The following is a 20,161-nucleotide window of genomic DNA, read 5'->3' as shown; positions in this document are numbered from 1 at the left end:
GGCCTGAGGCCGGAAATGCCCCATCTCTCCTGGGTACGCCCCGACTTTGAACGGCGCGAGACGCGGAGGTTACCGGGGCCGGTCGGCGAGCAGAACGCGCTCGATGAGCTCGCGCACCGCCCCATCGCCGCCGCCGTGCGACAGGACGACGCGGGCGGCAGCGCGCACCTCCGGGCGGGCGTCGGCGACGGCGATCGGCCAGCCCACGATGGCCATCGCCCCGAGATCGTTGACGTCGTTGCCGAGATAGGCGATGTCGTCGAGCGCGATGCCCTGCTCGCCCGCCCACTCGGAGAGCGCTGCTGCCTTGTCGTCGATCGCCTGCAGAACGGGAACCCGCAGCTTGCGCCCTCGAGCGCCGACGACCGAGTTCGTCTCGGTCGAGATGATGAGCATCGGGATGCCGGTCCGGCGCAGCCGCGAGACGCCCATGCCGTCCGCGCGGCTGACCCGGACGAACTCGCGCCCCTCGCTGTCGACGAAGGCGGTGTCGTCGGTGTGGACGCCGTCGAAGTCCGTGACGATCGCTTTCGCAGGGATCGACTCCGGCTGGGCTGCATCGACGGACGGCTCATCGAGTGCGGCGATGGCGGATGCCACAGCGAGCTGCTGTTCGTCGTCGATCTCGATCGCGGTGCGCTCCGGTACCTCGACGATGCCGATGCGTCCGAAGAAGCGGTGCCCCGCCGCGCGGAACCCTGCCGCTGTGAAGGCGTAGAACGCTCCGGTCTCGAGGTAGTGCGGCTCGCGATCCTGCCGCCGCGGGCGGTGTTCGGCGTCGTGGTTGATCGCCTCGGCATGTCCGTGCTCGTCGCGACGCCACAGGAACCCGTAGGTCTCGAACGCGGAGAAGACGCTGTCGTATCGGTCTTCACGGATATGCGAGACCGCCTCGTCGATCCCGGCTGAGGGGATGAACGGCGAGGTCGCCTGCACGAAGACCACCGTGCCGACGGTCTCACCGTCGGCTTCGAGCGCGTCGATCGCGTGCAGCAGCGCGCTCTCGGAGGATGCCTCGTCGCCCGCGAGGCCCGCAGGGCGCTGGACGACCATCGCGCCCGCTGCGGTGCTCGCCGCGGAGATCTCGGCATCATCGGTCGTGACGACGACGAGATCGATCCTGGATGCCGCGGCCGCCGCCCGCACGGCGCGCTCGACGAGCGGCACTCCGCCGACCAGACGGAGGTTCTTGCGCGGAACGCCCTTCGACCCCCCGCGCGCGGGGATGATCGCGACCGTGAGTGCGTGCGTCATAGCCCGCGCACCGCCTTCCATGCTCGGGCTGCGCGACGACGCGCGCCATGGATCGTCAGGCGCAGCTCCTCGACGCGACCCACTCCCCCGGCCGAGCGCAGCATGCGTCGGGGCAGGCTCTCGACCGGAGCACCGGGCAGTCGCAGCTTTGCCAGCCGCGCCGGGTCGAAGTACCGGTCGCGCTCGATCTGCGGCATCGAACGAAGCAGTTCCTCGGCGCGGGGACGCAGGGATGCCGCGATCTTCGGCTGCATCGCGTAGCCGACCGCGTCGGTCAGCAGCTGCAGTCGCTCAGGGTCGGCGTAGGGCGAATCCGAGCGGGTGAGCGCGTCGACGATCGTCGTCGGCACGCGATTGCTGTTCTCGAAGGGACTCAGACCGCGCAGCATCCGGCGCGTTCCTACCGAGGCGATCGGCCGTCCGTACAGAGCGCGGATGGTCGGCAGGGCGGTGGAGAACCCGGCGACGACCCCGACGGCATCCAATCGCTCAGCGACGATCTCGGCCGGCACCGGCCCGCGGTAGACGACGAAGTCGAGGCCATGGCTCTCCGCGCGCTCGCGCACCGCGTCGGTGAGCGCGGGCGGCGCCGACGGGTGCGGCTTGAACACGATGCGGGCGGGCTTCCACTGCAGCGCCGCGTCGATCATGTCCTGCTGCATCCCGACTTCCTCGTCGGACGAGACGAGGCCGAGGGCTGCGAGATACTGCCCGAGCACGAGCGCGGTGCCTCGTTCATCAGACGGCGTGCCGTCGGCGAGCGCGTCGAGCTCGGGGTCGGATCCCCCGGTCTCAGCGAGTGCGGTCTCCTCAAGTGCTGCGGCGAAGCGAGCGGCCGGCACCGGCGTCCGCGCGGCCCCCGATTCCCGGAACACGAGCGGTTCGACGCCGGGGACGACGTCGGCGTAGACCACGCGACCGATGCGCGCGACGACAGTACGGGGCAGCTGCACGCGGATCGGCGAATACGTCATGAGTCCGTCGCCGATGATCGTCAGGCGCGCGTTCGGGAACAGCGCCATCAACGTGCTGGCCGGCGCGACCTGCGGACTCTGCACGCACAGTTCGAGGTCGTCGTCGAGGTTCCATGCGCGCTCGAGCAGGCGGCGGAGGACCGGGAACTCGTCGGCGGGAGGTGCCCAGGAGCTCGGATGCCGCGGCTGCAGCAGCGCGTCGAGCGACTCGACCCGATCGAACCGGACGCGCAGTGAAGCCAGCCCGGCGTGGGCGTCGATGCCGACCGTCGTCTCCGGCACCCGAGCGGAGTTGAACGGCACGAGAACCCGCTCGCCGCTGCCCCACTGCCCGTCGCCCCCGAACAGCCCCTCGTCGATGGCGGCGGCCGCGGTGGTCAGGCCGTAGGCGCTGTGCAGCGCGAACAGGACGGTCACGTCGTGCGCCCCGCCTTCCGCAGCGATCGCGCCAGCACCCGGCGGCGCGATCCGTCGAGTCGCTGCAGGGCGCGCGCGGCGTCGTCGGCGGGAAGGGTCGCGAGCAGGCCCCGGATGCTGCGGCGCATGTCACGGCGGAGCCCGGCGTCCATGCGCCGCGAGCGCACCATGTGGTGCGAGCTCAGGGCCAGGACCGTCTGCACCGCTTTGGGGAGGAAGCGCTCGGCCTCGGCATCCGCCCGCACGATCTCGAGCACCTGCGCCATGGCGCGCGCGAAGTCGAGCTGGCGGCGATCGTGCACCTGGGTGAGCGAGGTCGCGACCCCGCGGCGATACAGCAGCGCCGGGGCGTCGACGACCGCGAAGCGCCGAGCCTGCAGGTGCAGCCGCCAGATCCACGGCCGGTCCTCGGCGGTGAACAGCCCGTCGGGGAAGGCGGCCAGCCCGTCGTCGATCACGCGGCGGTGGAGGATGCCGGCCCACGCGAACGGGTAGTCGACCATGGTCTTGTCGTCGGCGGGGAGGATCGCGTCGCGCGGCGAGGCGACGACGCCGCGCCACGGGTGCGGAGCCCGCACGAGAGTGCGCTCCTGGCCGGTCACCCGGACGTGGTCGGTCCGCAGGAAGTCGCAGTCCAACCCGTGCAGCTTCTCGGTGAGGACCTGCAGCCGGTGCGGCTGCATCCAGTCGTCGCCGTCGATGAAGCAGAAGGCGTCGCCCTCGACACGGGCGAGGCCCTGGTTGCGAGCCGTGGCGAGACCGCTGGGCGACGCGTTTCCGAGCACCTCGGCGTGGGCGAACCGCTCGGCGTACGCACGCATGATGTCGCCTGTCCCGTCGCTGGAGCCGTCGTCGATCGCGACGAGCTTGAGGGCAGAGGTGTCTTCGAACTGGCGCAGCAGCGTCTCGAGCGTGGTGCCGATGTACGGTGCGGCATCCTTGGCGGGGAGGATCGCGGTGACCTGTGCGCTGCGCATGGATTCGGATGCTGGCATCCGCACGTTAACGCCTGGTGACTTGCCCCACCCTCGGCGTCAGGCGGTGGGCGCGAGCCCGAAGTAGGCGAGCTCCGCATCGTTGAGCATCCGGGAGCGGATGAGGAACCGCATTCCCGTCGGCCCCTCGACCGAGAAGCCCGCTCCCCTGCCGGGAACGACGTCGATCATGAGGTGCGTGTACTTCCAGTACTCGAACTGCGACTCGGACATGTACACCTCGATGGGCGCGTCGAGCCCGGCATCGATCGTGCCGAGGAGCACGTCGCTCGGTCCGGTCAGGAACATCCCGACCGGGTAGCACATGGGCGATGATCCGTCGCAGCATCCACCGGACTGGTGGAACATGAGGGGGCCGTGCTGCGCTGTGAGATCCCGGAGCAGGGATGCCGCGGCATCCGTGACCGCGACCCGCTGATAAGTGCCGATGCTGACCATGTCATCCTCCTCGCGTGGTCTCGGGCGGGCGCCAGCGGCGGCACCCGCCCGAAGTCGTGGCGGATCAGAAGAAGCCCATCGGGCCTTCGGCGTACGAGACGAGGAGGTTCTTCGTCTGCTGGTAGTGGTCGAGCATCATCTTGTGGTTCTCGCGACCGACGCCGGACTGCTTGTACCCGCCGAAAGCGGCGTGCGCCGGGTACTGGTGATAGGTGTTGGTCCAGACGCGGCCGGCCTCGATCGCGCGGCCCGCACGGTACGCGGTGTCTCCACTGCGACTCCAGACGCCGGCACCGAGACCGTACAGCGTGTCGTTCGCGATCGAGATCGCGTCGTCGAATCCGTCGAAGCTCGTCACCGACAGCACCGGTCCGAAGATCTCCTCCTGGAAGATGCGCATGTCGTTGGTGCCCTCGAAGACGGTGGGGGCGACGTAGAAGCCGTCGGTCAGGTCGCCGCCGAGGTCGACGCGCTCCCCGCCGGTGAGGAGTCTGGCACCGCCCTGCTTGCCGATGTCGATGTAGCTGAGGATCTTCTCCAGCTGGTCGTTCGATGCCTGCGCGCCGATCATCGTCGTCCGATCGAGCGGGTTTCCCTGAACGACCTTTCCGACCCGATCGAGGCCGTCGGCCAGGAACCCGTCGTAGATCGAGCGCTGGATCAGCGCCCGCGACGGGCACGTGCACACCTCGCCCTGGTTCAGAGCGAACATCGTGAAGCCCTCGAGAGCCTTGTCGTAGTACGGGTCGTTCGTGGAGCGCGCGACATCCTCGAAGAACACGTTCGGCGACTTGCCTCCGAGTTCGAGCGTGACGGGGATGAGGTTCTGCGAGGCGTACTGCATGATGAGGCGACCGGTGGTGGTCTCGCCGGTGAAAGCGACCTTGCGGATGCGCTTGTGCTGCGCGAGCGGTGCACCCGCCTCGATGCCGAAGCCGTTGACGATGTTCACGACGCCGGCCGGCAGCAGGTCTCCGATGATGTCGAACAGGAACAGCAGGGATGCCGGAGTCTGCTCGGCCGGCTTGATGACGACGCAGTTGCCTGCGGCGAGCGCCGGGGCGAGCTTCCACACGGCCATGAGGATCGGGAAGTTCCACGGGATGATCTGGCCGACCACGCCGAGCGGCTCGTGGAAGTGGTACGCGACCGTGTTCTCGTCGAGCTGGCTGATGCCGCCCTCCTGTGCGCGGAGGACCCCGGCGAAGTAGCGGAAGTGATCGACGGCGAGGGGGATGTCGGCGGCGAGCGTCTCGCGCACCGGCTTGCCGTTCTCCCACGTCTCGGCGACGGCGATGCGCTCGAGGTTCTGCTCGATGCGATCGGCGATCCTGTTGAGGATCACGGAGCGTTCGGCAGGACTCGTCTTGCCCCAACCGGCGAACGCCTTCCAGGCGACGTCGACCGCCCGGTCGATGTCCTCGGTCGTACCGCGCCCGACCTCGGTGAAGGGCTTGCCGTTGACCGGACTGACGTTCTCGAAGTACTGCCCCTTGACGGGATCGACGAACTCTCCGCCGATGTAATGCCCGTAGCGCGGGCGATAGTCCGCGATGGCGCCCGCCGTACCCGGCGCGGCATATGCGGTGGACGCGATCTCTTCGACAATGGTCATGACTGTCTCCTTCGACGGGTCGCAGCGGCGTCGCTGCAGGCTGTGCGTCGACGATAGGACTCCGGACGTTGCACGCCGATGCACAACGTTGCGGATGGTTGCAGTCAGCTGTTCTGCAGCCGCTCGATGCGGGTGACGAGCCCCGCGCGCCGCGGCGAGCGCGCCGGCAGCATCTCGAGGCACAGCTGCAGCACCTCTTCGTCTTCGGCGCCCTCGGGGATGTCGGCGTAGGTCAGCAGCACGTCGATGCTCGCCTCGGTGAGCATCGCCTCACGAAGAACTGCGCGCACCGTGGCGCGGAGCTCCTCGACGCCCGGCGACCTCGACTCGGGAAGCACCGGCCCCGCGTATGTCGTGAGCGCGACCCGGTGCGCACCGCGATTCAGGAGGGCGATCATGTTCTGGGCGTCGGTCTCCAACCCCGCGGTGAGTCGATACGGTCGGGACTCCGGCACCAGTGCGGGCGCCGAACCCTGCAGCGCCTTGCGCAGCCGCACCATCTCCGGGCGCAGCGTGTCGGGGGATGCCCCGTCGCCGTAGACGAGCTCGGCGAGCCGTTCGGCCGAAACGCCGTGGGGGTGCACGGCGAGCATGAGCAGGATCTCCGCATGCCGCGCGCTGAGTTCGAGGGCGGCACCCGCTCCTGCCGTCTCGAGCCGTGCCCGATCCCTCCCGAGCACGCGCAACGTCGCACGCATCGGCGAGGTGTGCTTCGCCGCGGGTCGTGCCGACGCGGGTCGTGCCGACGGCGATCGTGTCGGAGTCGCACGTGCCCGAAGTCGGCCGACGAGCAGTTCTGATTCGACCGCGCGAGCCGTGGCATCCACGAGCAGACGCGCCTGCGGCGTCGCCACCTCGGGCCCGCCGGTGACATCGATGACACCGAGGATCCGCCGCGTCTCAGGGTCGAACACCGGGGCCGCGGTGCACGACCAGGGGTGCACGAGACGGTTGTAGTGCTCGGCCTGGTGGATCTGCACCGATTCGCCGAGCGCCAGAGCGGTACCGGGCGCAGACGTGCCCACGGCATCCTCTGACCAGTTCGCGCCCGCGACGAAACCCATCTCGCCGGTCATCACCCTCGTGTGCAGGTCACCCTCGACCCACAGCAGGCGCCCGGCGTGGTCTCCGACCGCCACGATCACCCCGGACTCCGCCGGATCCCCCGGCAGCAGCAGTGAACGGATCATCTCCATGACCCCGGCGAGCGGATGCTCGAGTCGATAGTGCTCCAGGTCCTCTGCGGTGAGCGCGAGTGGAGGCAGACCATCCGCGCCGACCTTCTGCCGCCGTGACCGCTCCCACGAATCGCGGACGAGCGGCCGCACCTGTTCGAGACGCCGGTCGTCGAGGTTGCCGGCGACGAGCTCTTCGTGTGCGCGCTCGATGATCAGCCGGGATGTCTCGGGTGAGACACCACGCGATGCGGACCACGGCGATGACACGAGTCTCCGATCGTCCATGACTCGATCTCTGATCGTCCTCGAGCAGAGTTTCGTCCAGTGTAAGCGCCGGATGACGTGCGCTGCGGGGTCGGCGGCTACCGTTGAGGCGTGACAACGCCCGCACCGGTCTCCTTCGACGCCCGACCGCTCACCGAGCCCGTCGATCCGAAGGACGTCAGCGCGTTCGTCCGCGAGATGCGGGCACGGGGGGCCGGAGCGTCCGTGGCGAGCACGGTCATCGTGGTCATCGTGGTCGCGATCATGGCCGCCGTCGCGCTGCCGATGGTCGCGGTCGGCATCTCCGCCGGCATCCGGAGCGGATCGGCCATCATCGGTCTGCCGTTCCTGTTCTTCTTCGTGGTGCTCGTCGCCATCGCCGCGTTCGCCTTCATCGCTCACCGCCGGAGCCGCGTCGCGCGCTTCCGCCTCAGCCGCTTCGCCACGGCGAACGGCATGACGTACCAGGACCAGGTGAATGATCCGCCGCTGCCCGGCATGATCTTCCATCTCGGCCGTTCGCGCAAGGCGACGCAGCTCGTCCGCGGGCACACGCCGCGGTTCGTGGAGTTCGGCAATTACCAGTACACGGTGAAGTCGGGCAAGAACTCCACGACCTACAAGTGGGGCTACGTCGCCGTGAAGCTCGACGTTCCGCTGCCGAACATCGTGCTCGACGCCCTCGGCAACAACGGTTTCGGATCGAACCTGCCTGCTTCCTTCGCCAGGGACCAGCGGCTCTCGCTCGAGGGCGACTTCGACAAGTACTTCACGCTGTACTGCCCCGAGGGTTACGAGCAGGACGCCCTGTACCTGTTCACCCCCGACATCATGGCTCGCTTCATCGACAGTGCAGCCCAGCTCGACGTCGAGATCGTCGACGACTGGCTCTTCCTCTACACCAAGCGGGAGGCCTCGACGCTGGATCCCGCGACCTGGGCCTGGCTGTTCGGCGCCGTCGGCGCGCTGATGACGAAGCTCGATCAGTGGGCGCGGTGGCGTGATGATCGGCTGATCGAGGAGCAGAAGCGGACGTACTCGTCAGTCTCGGCATCCGCCCCGGGTGCGCCCGCCGGTGTTCCGGATGCCGGGAGCGCCGGCGCCGGCACGCATGCGCTGCCGTTCGCGCCCCCGGCCGGGATGCTGACGCCGCCGCCCGGGGTGGCCAGGCAGGGTCGGCGGCTGAAGCGAAGCGGCCGCTGGGTCATGATCCTGATCGTCGTTCTGGTGGGCGTCGGGTGGATGTTCTTGCGCGTGCTCGCGTAGCACCGCCCCGCGTCGCACACCCGCCCGCGAGAAGCGGGGGGCGTCAGGCCGCCCGCACCCAGTCGAGGGTCACAGCATCCAGCGCTTCGACCAGCGCCGCCTCGGCGTCGGAGGCGCGCATGGCGGCGCCGATGCGCTCGGCGTTCGCGCGGTAGGACGCATCGTGCAGGACCTTCTCGACTGCTGCGCGCACACGCTCGTGCCTGACCGTGGTCGCGCGCAGGTTCACCCCGGCACCCGACCATCCGACGCGGGCCGACACCTCGACCTTGTCCTCGGTCTGCCCTGCGACGACGATCGGCACCCCATGGGACAGCGCCTGCTGCACACCGCCGTAGCCGCCGTTCGTGACGAGCACGTCGACGAGCGGCAGCAGCCGGTCGTACGGCAGGTACTCCGCGACGCGTACGTTGATCGGCAGGTCGGACGGGAGCGTGTCGATCGGCCTACCGCCGGTGGACACGACGACGAGAGCGTCAGATGCCGCGAGCGCCGTGATCGTGGGGATCACGAGCTGCGTGAAGTCGGAGTTCGCGATCGTGCCCTGAGTGACGTGGACAACGGGGTGCGACCCGTCGAGGTCGCCCCACCAGTCCGGCAGGTCGCCGGTGTTCGCCGGTCTCGGAGTCAACGGCCCGGCGAACTGCACGGTTCCGGGCAGGTCCGGGCGCGGATACTCGAACTCCGGCACCGTGAACTGCACGTACGCGTCAGCGCGACCGGGCCAGTCGAGCACGAAGCCGCCGAGCAGCTGCCCGGTCTCGCGGACAGCCATGGCGTCGGCCTCCTTCTGCACGCCGCCGAAGATGACACGCTCGGCCATGGTGCGCAGCGCTGCGTTGCGCAGTCGACCGATGGGTCCGGGCATCGGGGTGACGCCGAGGCCGAACGGCGCCGTGTCGCGGCTGCGGGCGCCGAGCGGGAAGATTCCGAGCACGACGACCGGCGGTCTCCGGGTCTTCGGCAGCAACTGGAGCAGCGCGCAGCCGACGAACAGCGGTTCGGACAGGATCGCGTCGATCTGGCCGCGGGCGATCTCGGCCCGCACAGCGGCGAGCTGCGCGGCGCCGGGACGGATGAACAGGTTGCTCATATCGAAGCGGAGAGCCGCGGGGCCGGTCAGGCCCACGCGCTCGGGGAACGCGGCATCCGCGTCGTCCAGGTCGACGTCGGCGTCGGCCGGCAGTGCGACGAACTGTGCGCCGGTCGCGGTGACGCGTTCGGCGTAGCGGATGCTGGTCAGAAAGCGCACCTCGTCGCCGCGCTCGATGAGGTGACGCGCGATCTGAAGCAGCGGCAGAACGTGGCCGTGCGCCGGCGTACAGGTGATGAGGTAAGTGGACATGCGCTGTTCTTTCCGTAAGGTTGAATTTACTGAAGAAGTATTCATCACCCCGTGAGGAAAGTCAATGGTTTCTGAGGCTCCCCGTGCCTACCGCTCCGAGCTGCGGGCGCAGCAGGCGCTCGAGACACGACGACGCATCATCGAAGCATCCGCTCGTCTGTTCGCCACCAACGGCTACCAGGCGACCACAATCGCGGCAATCGCGCGCGAGGCCGGGGTGTCCAGCGAGACGGTGAAGTCGGCGTCGTCGAAGGCCGAGCTGCTCATCTCGGCCTTCGAGGTCACGTTTTCGGGCTCGGAGGGGGCCGACTCGCTGACCGACACCGAGGTCGCGGCTGGCGTCCTGGATGTCCCGGATCCCGGGTTCCTCGACGCGGTGCTGACGCAGATCGCCGCGGCGAACGCCCGTGGTCACGCGCTGTGGACGGTGCTGCTGGGTGCCGCGCTGTCCGACCCGGTCGTCGATGCCGCGCTGCAGGGGATGCTGGCCCGTCGAGCCGCCGACAACATCGCGTTCGTCACAGAGCTCGTGCGGCGCGGACTCGCCGCGCACACGCAGGATGTCGCCGGCACCGCGGCGGTGCTGTCGTTCCTGCTCTCGCCCGAGGCGTACCAGCAGCTCGTGGCGCAGTCCGGGTGGAGCCCCGAACGCTATCGCGCATGGCTGCGGGCTGCCGTCGCCGCCGAGCTCGGCCGCTGACGCCCGCCCGCGAGAAACCACTTCCAGCCCGAGAAACACCCCTTGAGGTGGTGTCTCGTGCTGGAAATGGTTTCTCGGCAGCGGGGTCAGCCGCGCGCGGCGGCGCGGCGGGCGGCCTGCTCGACCGGATCGGGGACGGGAAGGCTCGCGATGAGCCTGCGCGTGTAGTCGTCCTTCGGGTTGCCCAGCACCTGTGCGGTCGGGCCGGACTCGGCAATCTCACCGTGGTGCAGCACCACGACCTTGTGCGCGAGCATGTCGACGACAGCGAGATCGTGCGTGATGAACAGCGTCGCGAACCCGAACCGCTCCTGCAGCTCACCGAACAGTTCGAGGACCTTCGCCTGCACAGAGACGTCGAGGGCGCTGGTCGGCTCGTCGGCGATGAGCAGCTTCGGATCCAGAGCTAGGGCCCGGGCGAGAGACGCGCGCTGGCGCTGACCGCCCGAGAGCTCGTGCGGGAACCGGTCGCCGTACGATCCCGACAGCTGCACGGCTTCGAGCAGCTCGTCGACCTTGCCGCGGGCATCGACCGGGTTCTTCGCCATGCCGTGAACGATCAGCGGTTCTGCGACGTTCTGCGCGATCGTCAGCAGCGGGTTGAAGCTGGTCGCCGGATCCTGGAAGACGAAGCCGAGCTGATTCCGCAGAGGACGGAACCGGCGCTCCTTCATCCCGAGCATCTCCATGCCGAGCACCTCGAGCGAGCCGCCTGCGACGGGGGTGAGTCCGGCGATCGCGCGTCCGATCGTGGTCTTGCCCGATCCGCTCTCTCCGACCAGTCCCACGACCTCACCCGGTGAGAGCGTGAAGTCCACGCCCTTCACGGCCTGGAACGCGTTCCGCCCGAAACGCCCGGCGTACTCGATCACGAGTCCTTCGGCCTTGACCAGCGGGCCCGTCTCGGACACCGGCGCTTCGCGCTCGCTGATCTGCAGCCGCGGCACGGCGGCGAGTAGTCGCCGCGTGTACTCGTGCTGCGGGTCGGCGAACAGCTCCTTCACCGGGGCGGTCTCGACGAGTTCGCCCTCGAGCATGACCGCGACGCGGTCGGCGAGGTCTGCGACGACACCCATGTTGTGGGTGATGAGCACGATAGCCGTGCCCTCCTCGTCCCGCAGGGTACGCAGCAGCTCGAGGATCTCGGCCTGCACGGTCACGTCGAGCGCCGTGGTCGGTTCATCCGCGATGATCACCGCGGGGTCGAGAGCGAGGGCCATCGCGATGACGACGCGCTGCTTCTGACCGCCCGAGAACTGGTGCGGGTAGTCGTCCACGCGCCGCTCCGGCTCGGGGATGCCGACACGCCGCAGCATGTCGATCGCTCGGAGTCGCGCCTCCTTCTTCGACACGTTGCCGTGCGCACGGAGGCCCTCGGCGAGCTGCCACCCGACGGAGAACACCGGGTTCAGGGCCGTCGACGGCTCCTGGAACACCATCGCGGCCTTCTCACCGCGCAGCCGCCGCAGGCCGGCGGCATCCAGAGACGTGACGTCCGTGCCGTCGACGACGACGGCACCGCGCACCGTCGAGGTCTCGGGCAGGAGCCCGAGGATCGAGCGCGCCGTGACGGTCTTGCCCGATCCGCTCTCACCGACGATCGCGAGCACTTCGCCCGCGCGAACATCCAGACTCACGCCGCGGACGGCGTGCACGTCGCCGCCATCGGTGACGAACGTGACGTCCAGGTCGTTGATCTCGACAGCGGATGCCATCACTGCACCTCTCCCAGGTCTTCACGTGCGACCGGCTGCGTCGCCGCCACGGCATCGGCGGGCGTCTTGCTCGCACGGCGGCGGGCCCGCAGCCGCGGGTCGGCGAGGTCGTTCAGGCTCTCGCCGATGAGGGTGATGCCGAGCACCGCCAACACGATTGCGAGCCCTGGCGGGACCGCTGTCCACCAGATGCCGGCTGCGACGTCGCTGATCGACTTGTTGAGGTCGTACCCCCACTCGGCGGCGGCCGTCGGCTCGATGCCGAAGCCGAGGAAGCCGAGGGCGGCGAGCGTGGCGATCGCCTCGGAGGCGTTGAGCGTCACGATCAGCGGCAGCGTCCTGGTGGAGTTGCGCAGCACGTGGCGGAACATGATGCGTCCGTTCGACGCACCGATGACCCTGGCCGACTCGACGAACGCCTCGGCCTTCACCCGCACGACCTCTGCCCGAACGACGCGGAGGTACTGCGGCACGAACACCACGGTGATCGAGACGGCAGCGGCCATGACGCCGGGCCAGAGACCCGATTGGCCGCCCGAGATCGCGATCGCGGCGACGATCGCCAGCAGAAGCGTCGGGAACGCGTAGATCGCATCGGCGACGACGACGAGGATCCGGTCGACCCAGCCCCCGAGGTAGCCGGAGACGAGTCCGAGCAGCACGCCGATGACGACGGAGAGGGCGACGGCCACGATGATGACCATGAGCGCGGTCTGCGCACCCCAGATCACGCGAGAGAGGACGTCGTACCCACCGACCGTCGTACCGAGCAGGTGCGCGGCGCTCGGTGCCTGCTGGGCACCGAAGTTGCCGTCTTCACCTTTGAGCTGGTTGTACGCGTACGGTGCGAGCAGCGGCGCGAAGATGGCGCAGATCAGGAAGATGCCGGTCAGGACGAGACCGGCGACCAGCATCCCGCGCTGAAGACCGACGCTCTGACGGAGCTGACGGATCACGGGGAGTCGTGCGAAGAAGCTGTTGCTCGCCATGTCAGTACCTCACCCTCGGGTCGATGAAGGCCGCGACGATGTCGACGATGAAGTTCGTCACCGCGACGATGATCGCGATCATCGCGACGATGCCCTGCACGGCGACGAAGTCGCGTGCGCTCAGGTAGGCCGCGAGCTGGAAACCGAGGCCCTTCCACTCGAACGTGGTCTCGGTCAGCACGGCGCCGCCGAGCATGAGCGCGATCTGCAGGCCGATGACCGTGATGATCGGGATCAGTGCGGGACGGTACGCGTGCTTGCGCACGAGTCGCCCTTCGCCGACTCCGCGTGAACGAGCCGCATCGATGTACGGCATGTTGTACGTGCCGATGACGTTGGTGCGCACCAGCCGCAGGAAGATGCCGGCGGTGAGGAGACCCAGCGTGATGGCGGGAAGAACGGCGTGCAGGAGCACGTCCTGGATGTAGGCGGGATTGCCGGAGGCGATCGCATCGATCAGGTAGATCCCGGTTCCGCCGCTGCGGTTGAGGGCGACCTCCGTTCGCACGTTCGCGCGGCCCGAGACCGGCAGCCAGCCGAGCCACACCGAGAAGATGAGCTTCGCCACGAGACCGGAGAAGAAAACCGGGGTGGCGTAGAACAGGATCGCCGAGACGCGCAGAGCGGCATCCGGCCAGCGGTCGCGCTTCGCGGCGGCGATCATGCCGAACGGGATGCCGACGGCGAAGGCGACGATCAGCGCGTAGCAGACCAGCTCGAGCGTGGCGCCGCCGTAGGTGACGAGCACGTCGACGACCGGCTGGCGGTCGGTGATGGTGGTACCGAAGTTGAAGGTGAGGATCTGCCCGAGGTACTCGAAGTACTGCACCAGGATCGGCCGGTCGTAACCGGCCTCGTGGATGCGCTGCGCGAGCTGATCGGCAGGCAACCGGCCGCCGAGGGCAGCCGTGATCGGGTCGCCGGTGAGACGGATGAGGAAGAACACCACGGTGACCAGGATCAGCACCGTGGGGATCATCAGCAGGAACCGCACGAGCACGTAGCGTCCGAGCGAGCTTCCGCTGCTCGGTCGGCGACGTGCGGTGGGCGATGCGGGGGCAGCGGGCGCGGGGCCGGCCGCCGGGACGGAGATATCTGTCGTCATGACGAAATACAGGCGTCGGCCGTCGGGTGTGCGCATACGACGCACACCCGACGGCCAGACACGCTAGTTGTTGGTGATCGGAGCGAAGCGGAGCTTGAACGACGCGTCGAGGATGACGCCGTCCACGCTCTTGCCGGCGACGGCCACCTGGGCCCCCTGCAGGTACGGAACCGTCGACAGGTCCTTGGCCACAAGGTCCTGGATCTTCTCGATGTCCGCGGTGCGGGTGTCGGGGTCGGCCTCGACCGCCTGCTTCAGGATGAGGTCGTTGACCTCGGCGTTGTCGTAGTGGTTCCCCAGGAAGTTCTCCTTGAGGAAGAACGGCGTGAGGTAGTTGTCGGCGTCGGAGTAATCCGGGAACCACCCGAGCTGGTACGCCGGGTAGACGTCCGCCGTGCGGTCCTCGGAGTACTGGACCCACTCGGTGGACTTCAGGTCGACCGAGAACAGGCCGCTGTCCTCGAGCTGCGACTTGATCAGCGCGTACTCGTCGCCGGACGACGGGCCGTAGTGGTCGGGGCTGTACTGCAGGCTCAGTTTCACCGGGACGGTGACGCCGGCATCCTCCAGCGCGGCCTTGGCCTTGTCGGCATCCGGTGCTCCGTTGCCGTCACCGTAGAGACCCTTCAGCGACTCGGTCGCACCGGCGAAGCCCTCGGGGACGTAGGAGTACAGCGGGGTGTAGGTGCCCTTGTAGACCTGGTCGGAGATGGCGTCGCGGTCGATCAGGTCGGCGACGGCCTGGCGGACGGCGAGAGCCTTGGCCGGGTCGGCGTCACTGGTGGTCGCGCCGTACGGCTGCGTGTTGAAGTTGAAGACGATGTAGCGGATCTCGCCACCGGGGCCGTCGATGACCTGTACGTCGTCGTTCGTGCCGAGGTCTTCCACGTCGGTGGCGGACAGGCTGCGGTACGCGACGTCGACGTCACCCTGCTGGACGGCGAGCTTCAGGTTCGAGGACTCGGCGTAGTAGCTGAGGATGACGCCGTCGTTGGCCGCGGCGTCGAGGAGTCCCTTGTAGCTCTCGTTCGGGGCGAACTCGACGGTCTTGTTGAAGTCCCACGAGGTGATCGTGTACGGACCGCCGAAGGCGTTCGCGTCGACGATGTCCTGGTCGGGGGTGAGCGCATCAGCCGCGAACACCTCGTCATCGACGATCGCGCCGGGGAAGCTCGTGAGGATGAACGGGAAGACCTGGTCGTTCTCGGTCTTCAGGTGGAAGACCACGGTGGTGTCGTCCGGGGTGTCGATGGTGTCGAGGTTGTACAGCAGGCTCGATGCGCCGTTCGGGTCGGCGATGGCGAGGTTGCGCTCGAACGAGAACTTCACGTCCGCCGATGTGAGGTCGTTGCCGTTCGCCCACTTCAGGCCCTCGGGGAGCGTGACGGTGTACTCGGTCGGCGAGGTGAATTCTGCCGACTCGGCGAGGTCGGGGACGACCTCGGTGCTGTTGTAGTCGGTGTTGACCAGGTACGGGAAGACCTGGGTCTGAACCGCCAGCGAGCCGTTGTCGTAGGAACCGGCCGGGTCGAGGGTGGTGACCTTGTCGGTGGTGCCGACGATGACCGTGCCGCCACCGCCACCGCCTCCGCCGTCTCCGTCGCCTGTGTTCCCGCCGCCGGCGCAGCCGGCCAGGATCAGACTCGTGACGCCGATCGCGCCGATGGCGAGGCCAACGCGGCCCCTGTGGATGTGCGAAGACATGGATCTCCCTCGTCTGTGAAGGTCGTGCCGCATCGGGTGGACGCGGCGATGCACTCCATCATGCGCGCGAGGGGGCCTCAACACGAATCCGCCGCACGATTTGTAACGAGACCGCAACGTGCTGCGGGGCTCTGGCGGGCGTCGGCTAGGTGTGATGTCCAGGGACGTTGTTGTGTGAATCGCTCGTGATTGCTGAGGGGTGAAGGCCTCCGGTTGCGAGAGTGGAGCTGTCTAGAAACCGCTCACACAACACAGGAGGCCTTCGTGTCCCACGCTAACGCTGCTCTGACCCCGCGCGCTCGTTTGCGGCTGGCAAAGCTCATCGTCGAAGAGCATTGGTCTGCCACTGTCGCGGCGAAGATGTTCATGACCTCGCCGCTTACGGCACGCAAGTGGGCGGCGAGGTTTCGCGCCGAGGGGGCTGCGGGGATGATCGACAGGTCCAGCCGGCCGCGTTCGATGCCTACCAAGACGCCTCCTGAGCTGGTCAAACGGATCGTGAAAGCACGGTGGCGACGCAGGCTCGGCCCGGCACAGATCGCCGGAGAACTCGGCCTCCCGGCCTCGACTGTTCATGCGGTGCTGGTGCGCTGCCGTATCAACCGACTCAGTCGCATCGATCGGGTCACCGGCGAACCGATCCGCCGATATGAGCATCCCCATCCCGGGGCGATGATCCACGTCGACGTGACGAAGTTCGGCAACATCCCCGACGGCGGTGGCTGGCGGTTCGTCGGCAAGCAGCAAGGGGACAAGCACAAGGCAACGACGGCACTGCGCACGGGAAGAACCGGCAAAGGTCACCCGAACATCGGCACCGCATTCGTGCACACCGTCATCGATGACTACTCCCGCGTTGCCTACGCCGAGATCTGCACCGACGAGAAAGCCGACACGGCGATCGGCGTCCTCACACGCGCCGTCGCCTGGTTCGCAGACCGCGGCGTCACCGTCGAGCGTGTCTTATCCGACAACGGGTCGGCCTATCGCTCCTACGCATGGCGCGATGCCTGCGTCATGCTCGGCGTCCGACACAAACGCACCCGCCCCTATCGTCCACAGACCAATGGCAAGATCGAGCGTTTCCACCGCACCCTCGCCGACGGCTGGGCCTACGCCAGCTTCTACGGATCCGAATCCGAACGCCGAGACGCGCTACCCGGCTGGCTGCACTTCTACAATCATCACAGGCACCACTCCGCAGTCGGAGCCGCGCCCGTCAGCAGAATCAACAACCTGCCCGGACATCACAGCTAGGCCGGGCGGAGCGCCTTGCGCACCTCGGGCAGCACCTCGGTCGCAAGCAGCTCGATCGAGCGCAGCGTGTCGCGCTGGCTGATGCCGCCGAGGCCGACCTGCGCGAGGAAGCGCGTGTGGCCGAGCATCTCGTGCTCCCACAGGATCTTGTCGGTGATCTCCGCAGGGCTGCCCGCGAACAGCGCTCCGCCTGGATCCGCCCAGGTGTCGAGGGTGTCGCGGTCGAGCTGACCTGCGCGCGGCATGTTCTCGGCGAAGTAGGCGGCGTAGTGCGGGAAGAATGCGTCGCGCGCGGCCTGCGTCGTCTCGGCGGCGTGGAAGTGCGAGGTCACGCCCAGCTGCGGTGCGGCGAGCCCCGCCGCGGCGGCCGACTCGCGGTGGAGTGCCGCGAGCCCGCGGAATCGCGGCGGGGCGCCGAGGATCGCGAGGTACATCGGCAGTCCGAGGGAGCCGGCGCGGGCGGCGGAGGCCGGAGTGCCGCCGACCGCGATCCAGACCGGGAGCTTCTCCTGCTGCGGACGCGGGTACACGCCGGCGTCCGCAAGCGGAGCCCGCGTCGTGCCCGACCAGGTGATGTCGCTGCTCTCGCGGGCCGCGAGCAGCAGGTCGAGGCGGTCGTCGAAGTACTCGTCGTAGCGCTGCAGGTCCTGCCCGAACAGCGGGAACGACTCGATGTAGGCACCGCGTCCTGCTGTGATCTCGGCGCGACCGCCGCTGAGCAGGTCGAGCGTCGCGAATTCCTCGTGCAGGCGCACGGGGTCGGCGCTCGAGAGCACGGTGACCGTGCTCGTCAGGCGGATGCTCTCGGTCTCGCGCGCTGCGGCGGCGAGCACCATCTGCGGGGACGAGACCGCGAAGTCGGGCCGGTGGTGCTCACCGACGCCGAACACGTCGAGGCCTGCCTGGTCGGCGACGCGCGCCCACTCCAGGAGCTGCTCGAGGCGAACGGCAGGGTCGGCGAACCGGCCGTCCGAGGTGCGGCTCAGCTCGCCGAACGTGAAGATGCCGATCTCGAACGGAGGGGTCATGCGGTGTGATCCTGGGGGGATCCGACGCGAGCGAGGAACGCCTGCACGTCGGCGAGCATGCGCGCGTCGATGCCATGGCCGAGGCCGGGGTAGCTGCGGGCGTCCAGGGTCGTGTGCACCGGTGCCCAGGCGTCGGTGCGCTCGACAGCGGCCGGCGCGATCACCTGGTCATCCGCGCCGCGGCCGAGGAACATCGCAGGGCGCGATTCGCGCAGCGCTGCATCCGCCTTCTGCTCGCCGGCCGCGACGAATCCGCCGAGGACGACCGGTGCGTGCACGCGCTCCGGTGCCGTGCGCAGCAACTGAGTGGCCATGAGCCCGCCCTGCGAGAAGCCGATCGGCACGATGCGCGCAGCACTCGGAACGGCAGCATCGACCCACGACCGGATCGCGCCGGTCGCGGCATCCAGCGCGTCCTGATCAGGATGCCCTGGCGTCACGATCCGGAACCAGGCGTGTCCGCCCGGCGCCACTTCGATCGGCGCACGCAGAGAGGCCCACGGCATCCCGTCGGGAAGAGCCGACGCCAGGGCGGTCAGATCGCGCTCGTTCGAGCCGTACCCGTGCAGGAAGAGGGCGACGGCGGTCGCGTCGCCGGCGAAGTCCTCGGATACGATCGCGGCCGGAGTCATCGCCCCAGCACCTCGTCGACGCCCGCACCGGGGAGGGCGATCGTGACCTGGGTGTTCCACGGGTCGGTGACGGTGACGGCGCGGCCGTCGTCGGCGAACTGCAGACCGCGTGCCTTCAGGCGGGCGACGAGGGCCTCGAGGTCTTCGCGGCCGGGGACCGTGATGGCGACATCGCCCAGGCCGAGCTGCGCGGCGCGGGGGCCGGCGCCGGCGCTGTTCCACGTGTTCATGGCGACGTGGTGGTGGTACCCGCCTGCGGAGGCGAACAGGGCGCCGGGGTAGCTGCCGACCGTGGTCTCGAATCCGAGGGTGTCGACGTAGAAGGCGCGGGCGGTCTCGATGTCGCCGACCTGCAGGTGGACGTGCCCGACGGTTCCGGCCTGCTTGGCGACGGAGTCGACCGTCTGCTGGTCGAGGTGCTGCTGGAGGTAGGCGTTCGGGTCGAGGTACAGGGTCGACATCTGCAGTTCGCCGTTCACGTACTGCCACTGGTCACGGCCGCGGTCGACGTACAGCTCGATGCCGTTGCCCTCCGGGTCGGTGAAGTAGAAGGCCTCGCTCACAAGGTGGTCGCTCGAGCCGGTGAAGTGGCCTCGGTTGTCCTGCGCGGCGCGGAGCACGGTGGCGGCGAGCGCTGGCGCATCCTCGAACAGGAACGCGGTGTGGAAGAGGCCGGCCTGTCGCGGGTCGACCGCGGGGAGACCAGGGGTCGAGATGAGCCGCACCATCGGGGTCGTGCCGCGGCCGAGCACGCGGTGCACCTCGGTGCCGCGGCTGCGCTCCTCGATCGGATCCAGGGCGAGCGCGTTCGCGTAGTACGACGACATGTTCTCGAGGTCGCCGACGCGGAGGGTCACGGCATCCATCGCGGTCTGCGTGTTCAGCGTGCGGTCGGTGACGGACTCGGTGGCGGTCATTGCGGCTCCTCTGCATAGGTATTTACTTGCAGGTGCAACCAATGCGGCGGGCTGACTATTCCCGCGGATTGCCTACGACGAGAACGGCGAGCTCATCGAGCGCGTGCAGCTTTGTACCGATCGCGGCACTCCGCTGGACCTGTACGGTCAGGATGCCGAAGATAACGGCATCGAATACGGATGGAAGGAGGACGTCCCCGTGGTGCCGTTCACCGACTTCCGCGGCAGCAGCATCTGGAACATGTACCCGCTCGATGAGGGCGAGATCGACGAGACGACGGGGATCGTATGGAAGACGCGCACAGCGCCGGCCGCTCCGCCGTTCCTCCGCGCGCCGACGCTGGTCACCCCCGCCCCCTCGCCTTCAC

At 68.6% G+C, this 20,161-nt stretch carries 18 protein-coding genes; 4 read left to right on the top strand and 14 right to left on the bottom strand.

All coding sequences use genetic code 11. The features are described 5' to 3' along the window. Positions 1 to 69: 69 nt before the first annotated feature. From LQZ87_RS04970 to LQZ87_RS04945, 6 genes are all read right to left on the bottom strand, one after another. Positions 70 to 1,254, bottom strand: coding sequence for an acylneuraminate cytidylyltransferase (locus LQZ87_RS04970; protein WP_230102367.1), 1,185 nt, complete (start codon positions 1,252 to 1,254; stop codon positions 70 to 72). Then, the gene (locus LQZ87_RS04965) at positions 1,251 to 2,645 is read right to left on the bottom strand and encodes an alpha-2,8-polysialyltransferase family protein (protein WP_230102366.1); all 1,395 of its coding nucleotides are present in this window, start codon (positions 2,643 to 2,645) and stop codon (positions 1,251 to 1,253) included. The genes LQZ87_RS04970 and LQZ87_RS04965 overlap by 4 nt, the downstream gene beginning before the upstream one ends. After that, a complete protein-coding gene (locus LQZ87_RS04960; protein ID WP_230102365.1) occupies positions 2,642 to 3,622 on the bottom strand; it encodes a glycosyltransferase family A protein in 981 nt (326 codons plus the stop codon). Before LQZ87_RS04960 ends, LQZ87_RS04965 begins: the two co-directional genes overlap by 4 nt. A 57-nt stretch (positions 3,623 to 3,679) precedes the next feature. Then, positions 3,680 to 4,078, bottom strand: a complete 399-nt coding sequence (locus LQZ87_RS04955; protein ID WP_230102364.1) for a DUF779 domain-containing protein — start codon at positions 4,076 to 4,078, stop codon at positions 3,680 to 3,682. Positions 4,079 to 4,142: 64 nt separating this feature from the next. Next, entirely contained in the window at positions 4,143 to 5,693 is a 1,551-nt protein-coding gene (locus LQZ87_RS04950; RefSeq protein ID WP_230102363.1) for an aldehyde dehydrogenase family protein, read from the bottom strand. Positions 5,694 to 5,797: 104 nt separating this feature from the next. Next, complete coding sequence (locus LQZ87_RS04945) at positions 5,798 to 7,156, bottom strand: GAF domain-containing protein (RefSeq protein WP_230102362.1); 1,359 nt, start codon at positions 7,154 to 7,156, stop codon at positions 5,798 to 5,800. Between the two features lie 90 nt (positions 7,157 to 7,246). Between LQZ87_RS04945 and LQZ87_RS04940 the strand changes: the two genes are divergently transcribed. Continuing rightward, positions 7,247 to 8,401: a DUF3137 domain-containing protein gene (locus tag LQZ87_RS04940; protein WP_230102361.1), complete on the top strand. Its 1,155-nt coding sequence runs from the start codon at positions 7,247 to 7,249 to the stop codon at positions 8,399 to 8,401. 43 nt (positions 8,402 to 8,444) lie between these two features. On the opposite strand, the gene LQZ87_RS04935 is transcribed toward LQZ87_RS04940, so the two are convergent. Next, positions 8,445 to 9,746 carry a nucleotide disphospho-sugar-binding domain-containing protein gene (locus LQZ87_RS04935; RefSeq protein WP_230102360.1) on the bottom strand — a complete coding sequence of 434 codons (1,302 nt, stop codon included), beginning with the start codon at positions 9,744 to 9,746 and terminating at the stop codon, positions 8,445 to 8,447. A 64-nt stretch (positions 9,747 to 9,810) separates the two neighbouring features. Between LQZ87_RS04935 and LQZ87_RS04930 the strand changes: the two genes are divergently transcribed. Beyond that, positions 9,811 to 10,446, top strand: a complete 636-nt coding sequence (locus tag LQZ87_RS04930) for a TetR family transcriptional regulator (RefSeq protein ID WP_230102359.1) — start codon at positions 9,811 to 9,813, stop codon at positions 10,444 to 10,446. A gap of 86 nt (positions 10,447 to 10,532) precedes the next feature. Here LQZ87_RS04930 and LQZ87_RS04925 read toward each other — a convergent pair whose 3' ends face one another. The 4 genes from LQZ87_RS04925 to LQZ87_RS04910 form a co-directional block, all read right to left on the bottom strand. Next, complete coding sequence (locus LQZ87_RS04925) at positions 10,533 to 12,161, bottom strand: ABC transporter ATP-binding protein (protein ID WP_230102358.1); 1,629 nt, start codon at positions 12,159 to 12,161, stop codon at positions 10,533 to 10,535. Further along, positions 12,161 to 13,150 (bottom strand): ABC transporter permease, encoded by a 990-nt coding sequence (locus LQZ87_RS04920; protein ID WP_230102357.1) that lies wholly within the window; start codon positions 13,148 to 13,150, stop codon positions 12,161 to 12,163. Before LQZ87_RS04920 ends, LQZ87_RS04925 begins: the two co-directional genes overlap by 1 nt. 1 nt (position 13,151) lies before the next feature. Continuing rightward, positions 13,152 to 14,255, bottom strand: coding sequence for an ABC transporter permease (locus LQZ87_RS04915; protein WP_230102356.1), 1,104 nt, complete (start codon positions 14,253 to 14,255; stop codon positions 13,152 to 13,154). A gap of 63 nt (positions 14,256 to 14,318) precedes the next feature. Further along, positions 14,319 to 15,959, bottom strand: coding sequence for an ABC transporter substrate-binding protein (locus LQZ87_RS04910; protein ID WP_230102355.1), 1,641 nt, complete (start codon positions 15,957 to 15,959; stop codon positions 14,319 to 14,321). Between the two features lie 264 nt (positions 15,960 to 16,223). Here LQZ87_RS04910 and LQZ87_RS04905 point away from each other — a divergent pair, with 264 nt between their 5' ends. Further along, positions 16,224 to 17,216 carry an IS481 family transposase gene (locus tag LQZ87_RS04905; RefSeq protein ID WP_230102354.1) on the top strand — a complete coding sequence of 331 codons (993 nt, stop codon included), beginning with the start codon at positions 16,224 to 16,226 and terminating at the stop codon, positions 17,214 to 17,216. Here LQZ87_RS04905 and LQZ87_RS04900 read toward each other — a convergent pair. The 3 genes from LQZ87_RS04900 to LQZ87_RS04890 are packed head-to-tail and all read right to left on the bottom strand — an operon-like array spanning position 17,213 to position 19,793. Next, a complete protein-coding gene (locus LQZ87_RS04900; protein WP_230102353.1) occupies positions 17,213 to 18,244 on the bottom strand; it encodes an LLM class flavin-dependent oxidoreductase in 1,032 nt (343 codons plus the stop codon). The genes LQZ87_RS04905 and LQZ87_RS04900 overlap by 4 nt on opposite strands. Continuing rightward, positions 18,241 to 18,876 carry a dienelactone hydrolase family protein gene (locus LQZ87_RS04895; protein WP_230102352.1) on the bottom strand — a complete coding sequence of 212 codons (636 nt, stop codon included), beginning with the start codon at positions 18,874 to 18,876 and terminating at the stop codon, positions 18,241 to 18,243. The genes LQZ87_RS04900 and LQZ87_RS04895 overlap by 4 nt, the downstream gene beginning before the upstream one ends. Further along, complete coding sequence (locus LQZ87_RS04890) at positions 18,873 to 19,793, bottom strand: VOC family protein (RefSeq protein WP_230102351.1); 921 nt, start codon at positions 19,791 to 19,793, stop codon at positions 18,873 to 18,875. The genes LQZ87_RS04895 and LQZ87_RS04890 overlap by 4 nt, the downstream gene beginning before the upstream one ends. Positions 19,794 to 19,896: 103 nt before the next feature. Here LQZ87_RS04890 and LQZ87_RS04885 point away from each other — a divergent pair. Beyond that, positions 19,897 to 20,161 (top strand): hypothetical protein (locus LQZ87_RS04885; protein WP_230102350.1); only part of this gene is annotated, 265 nt, incomplete at its 3' end.

It is taken from the genome of Microbacterium sp. Bi121, from assembly GCF_918698005.1.
Lineage (GTDB): Bacteria > Actinomycetota > Actinomycetes > Actinomycetales > Microbacteriaceae > Microbacterium.
The sequence above is the reverse complement of the archived record's forward strand: the minus strand, read 5'-3'. Positions and strand labels throughout refer to the sequence as shown.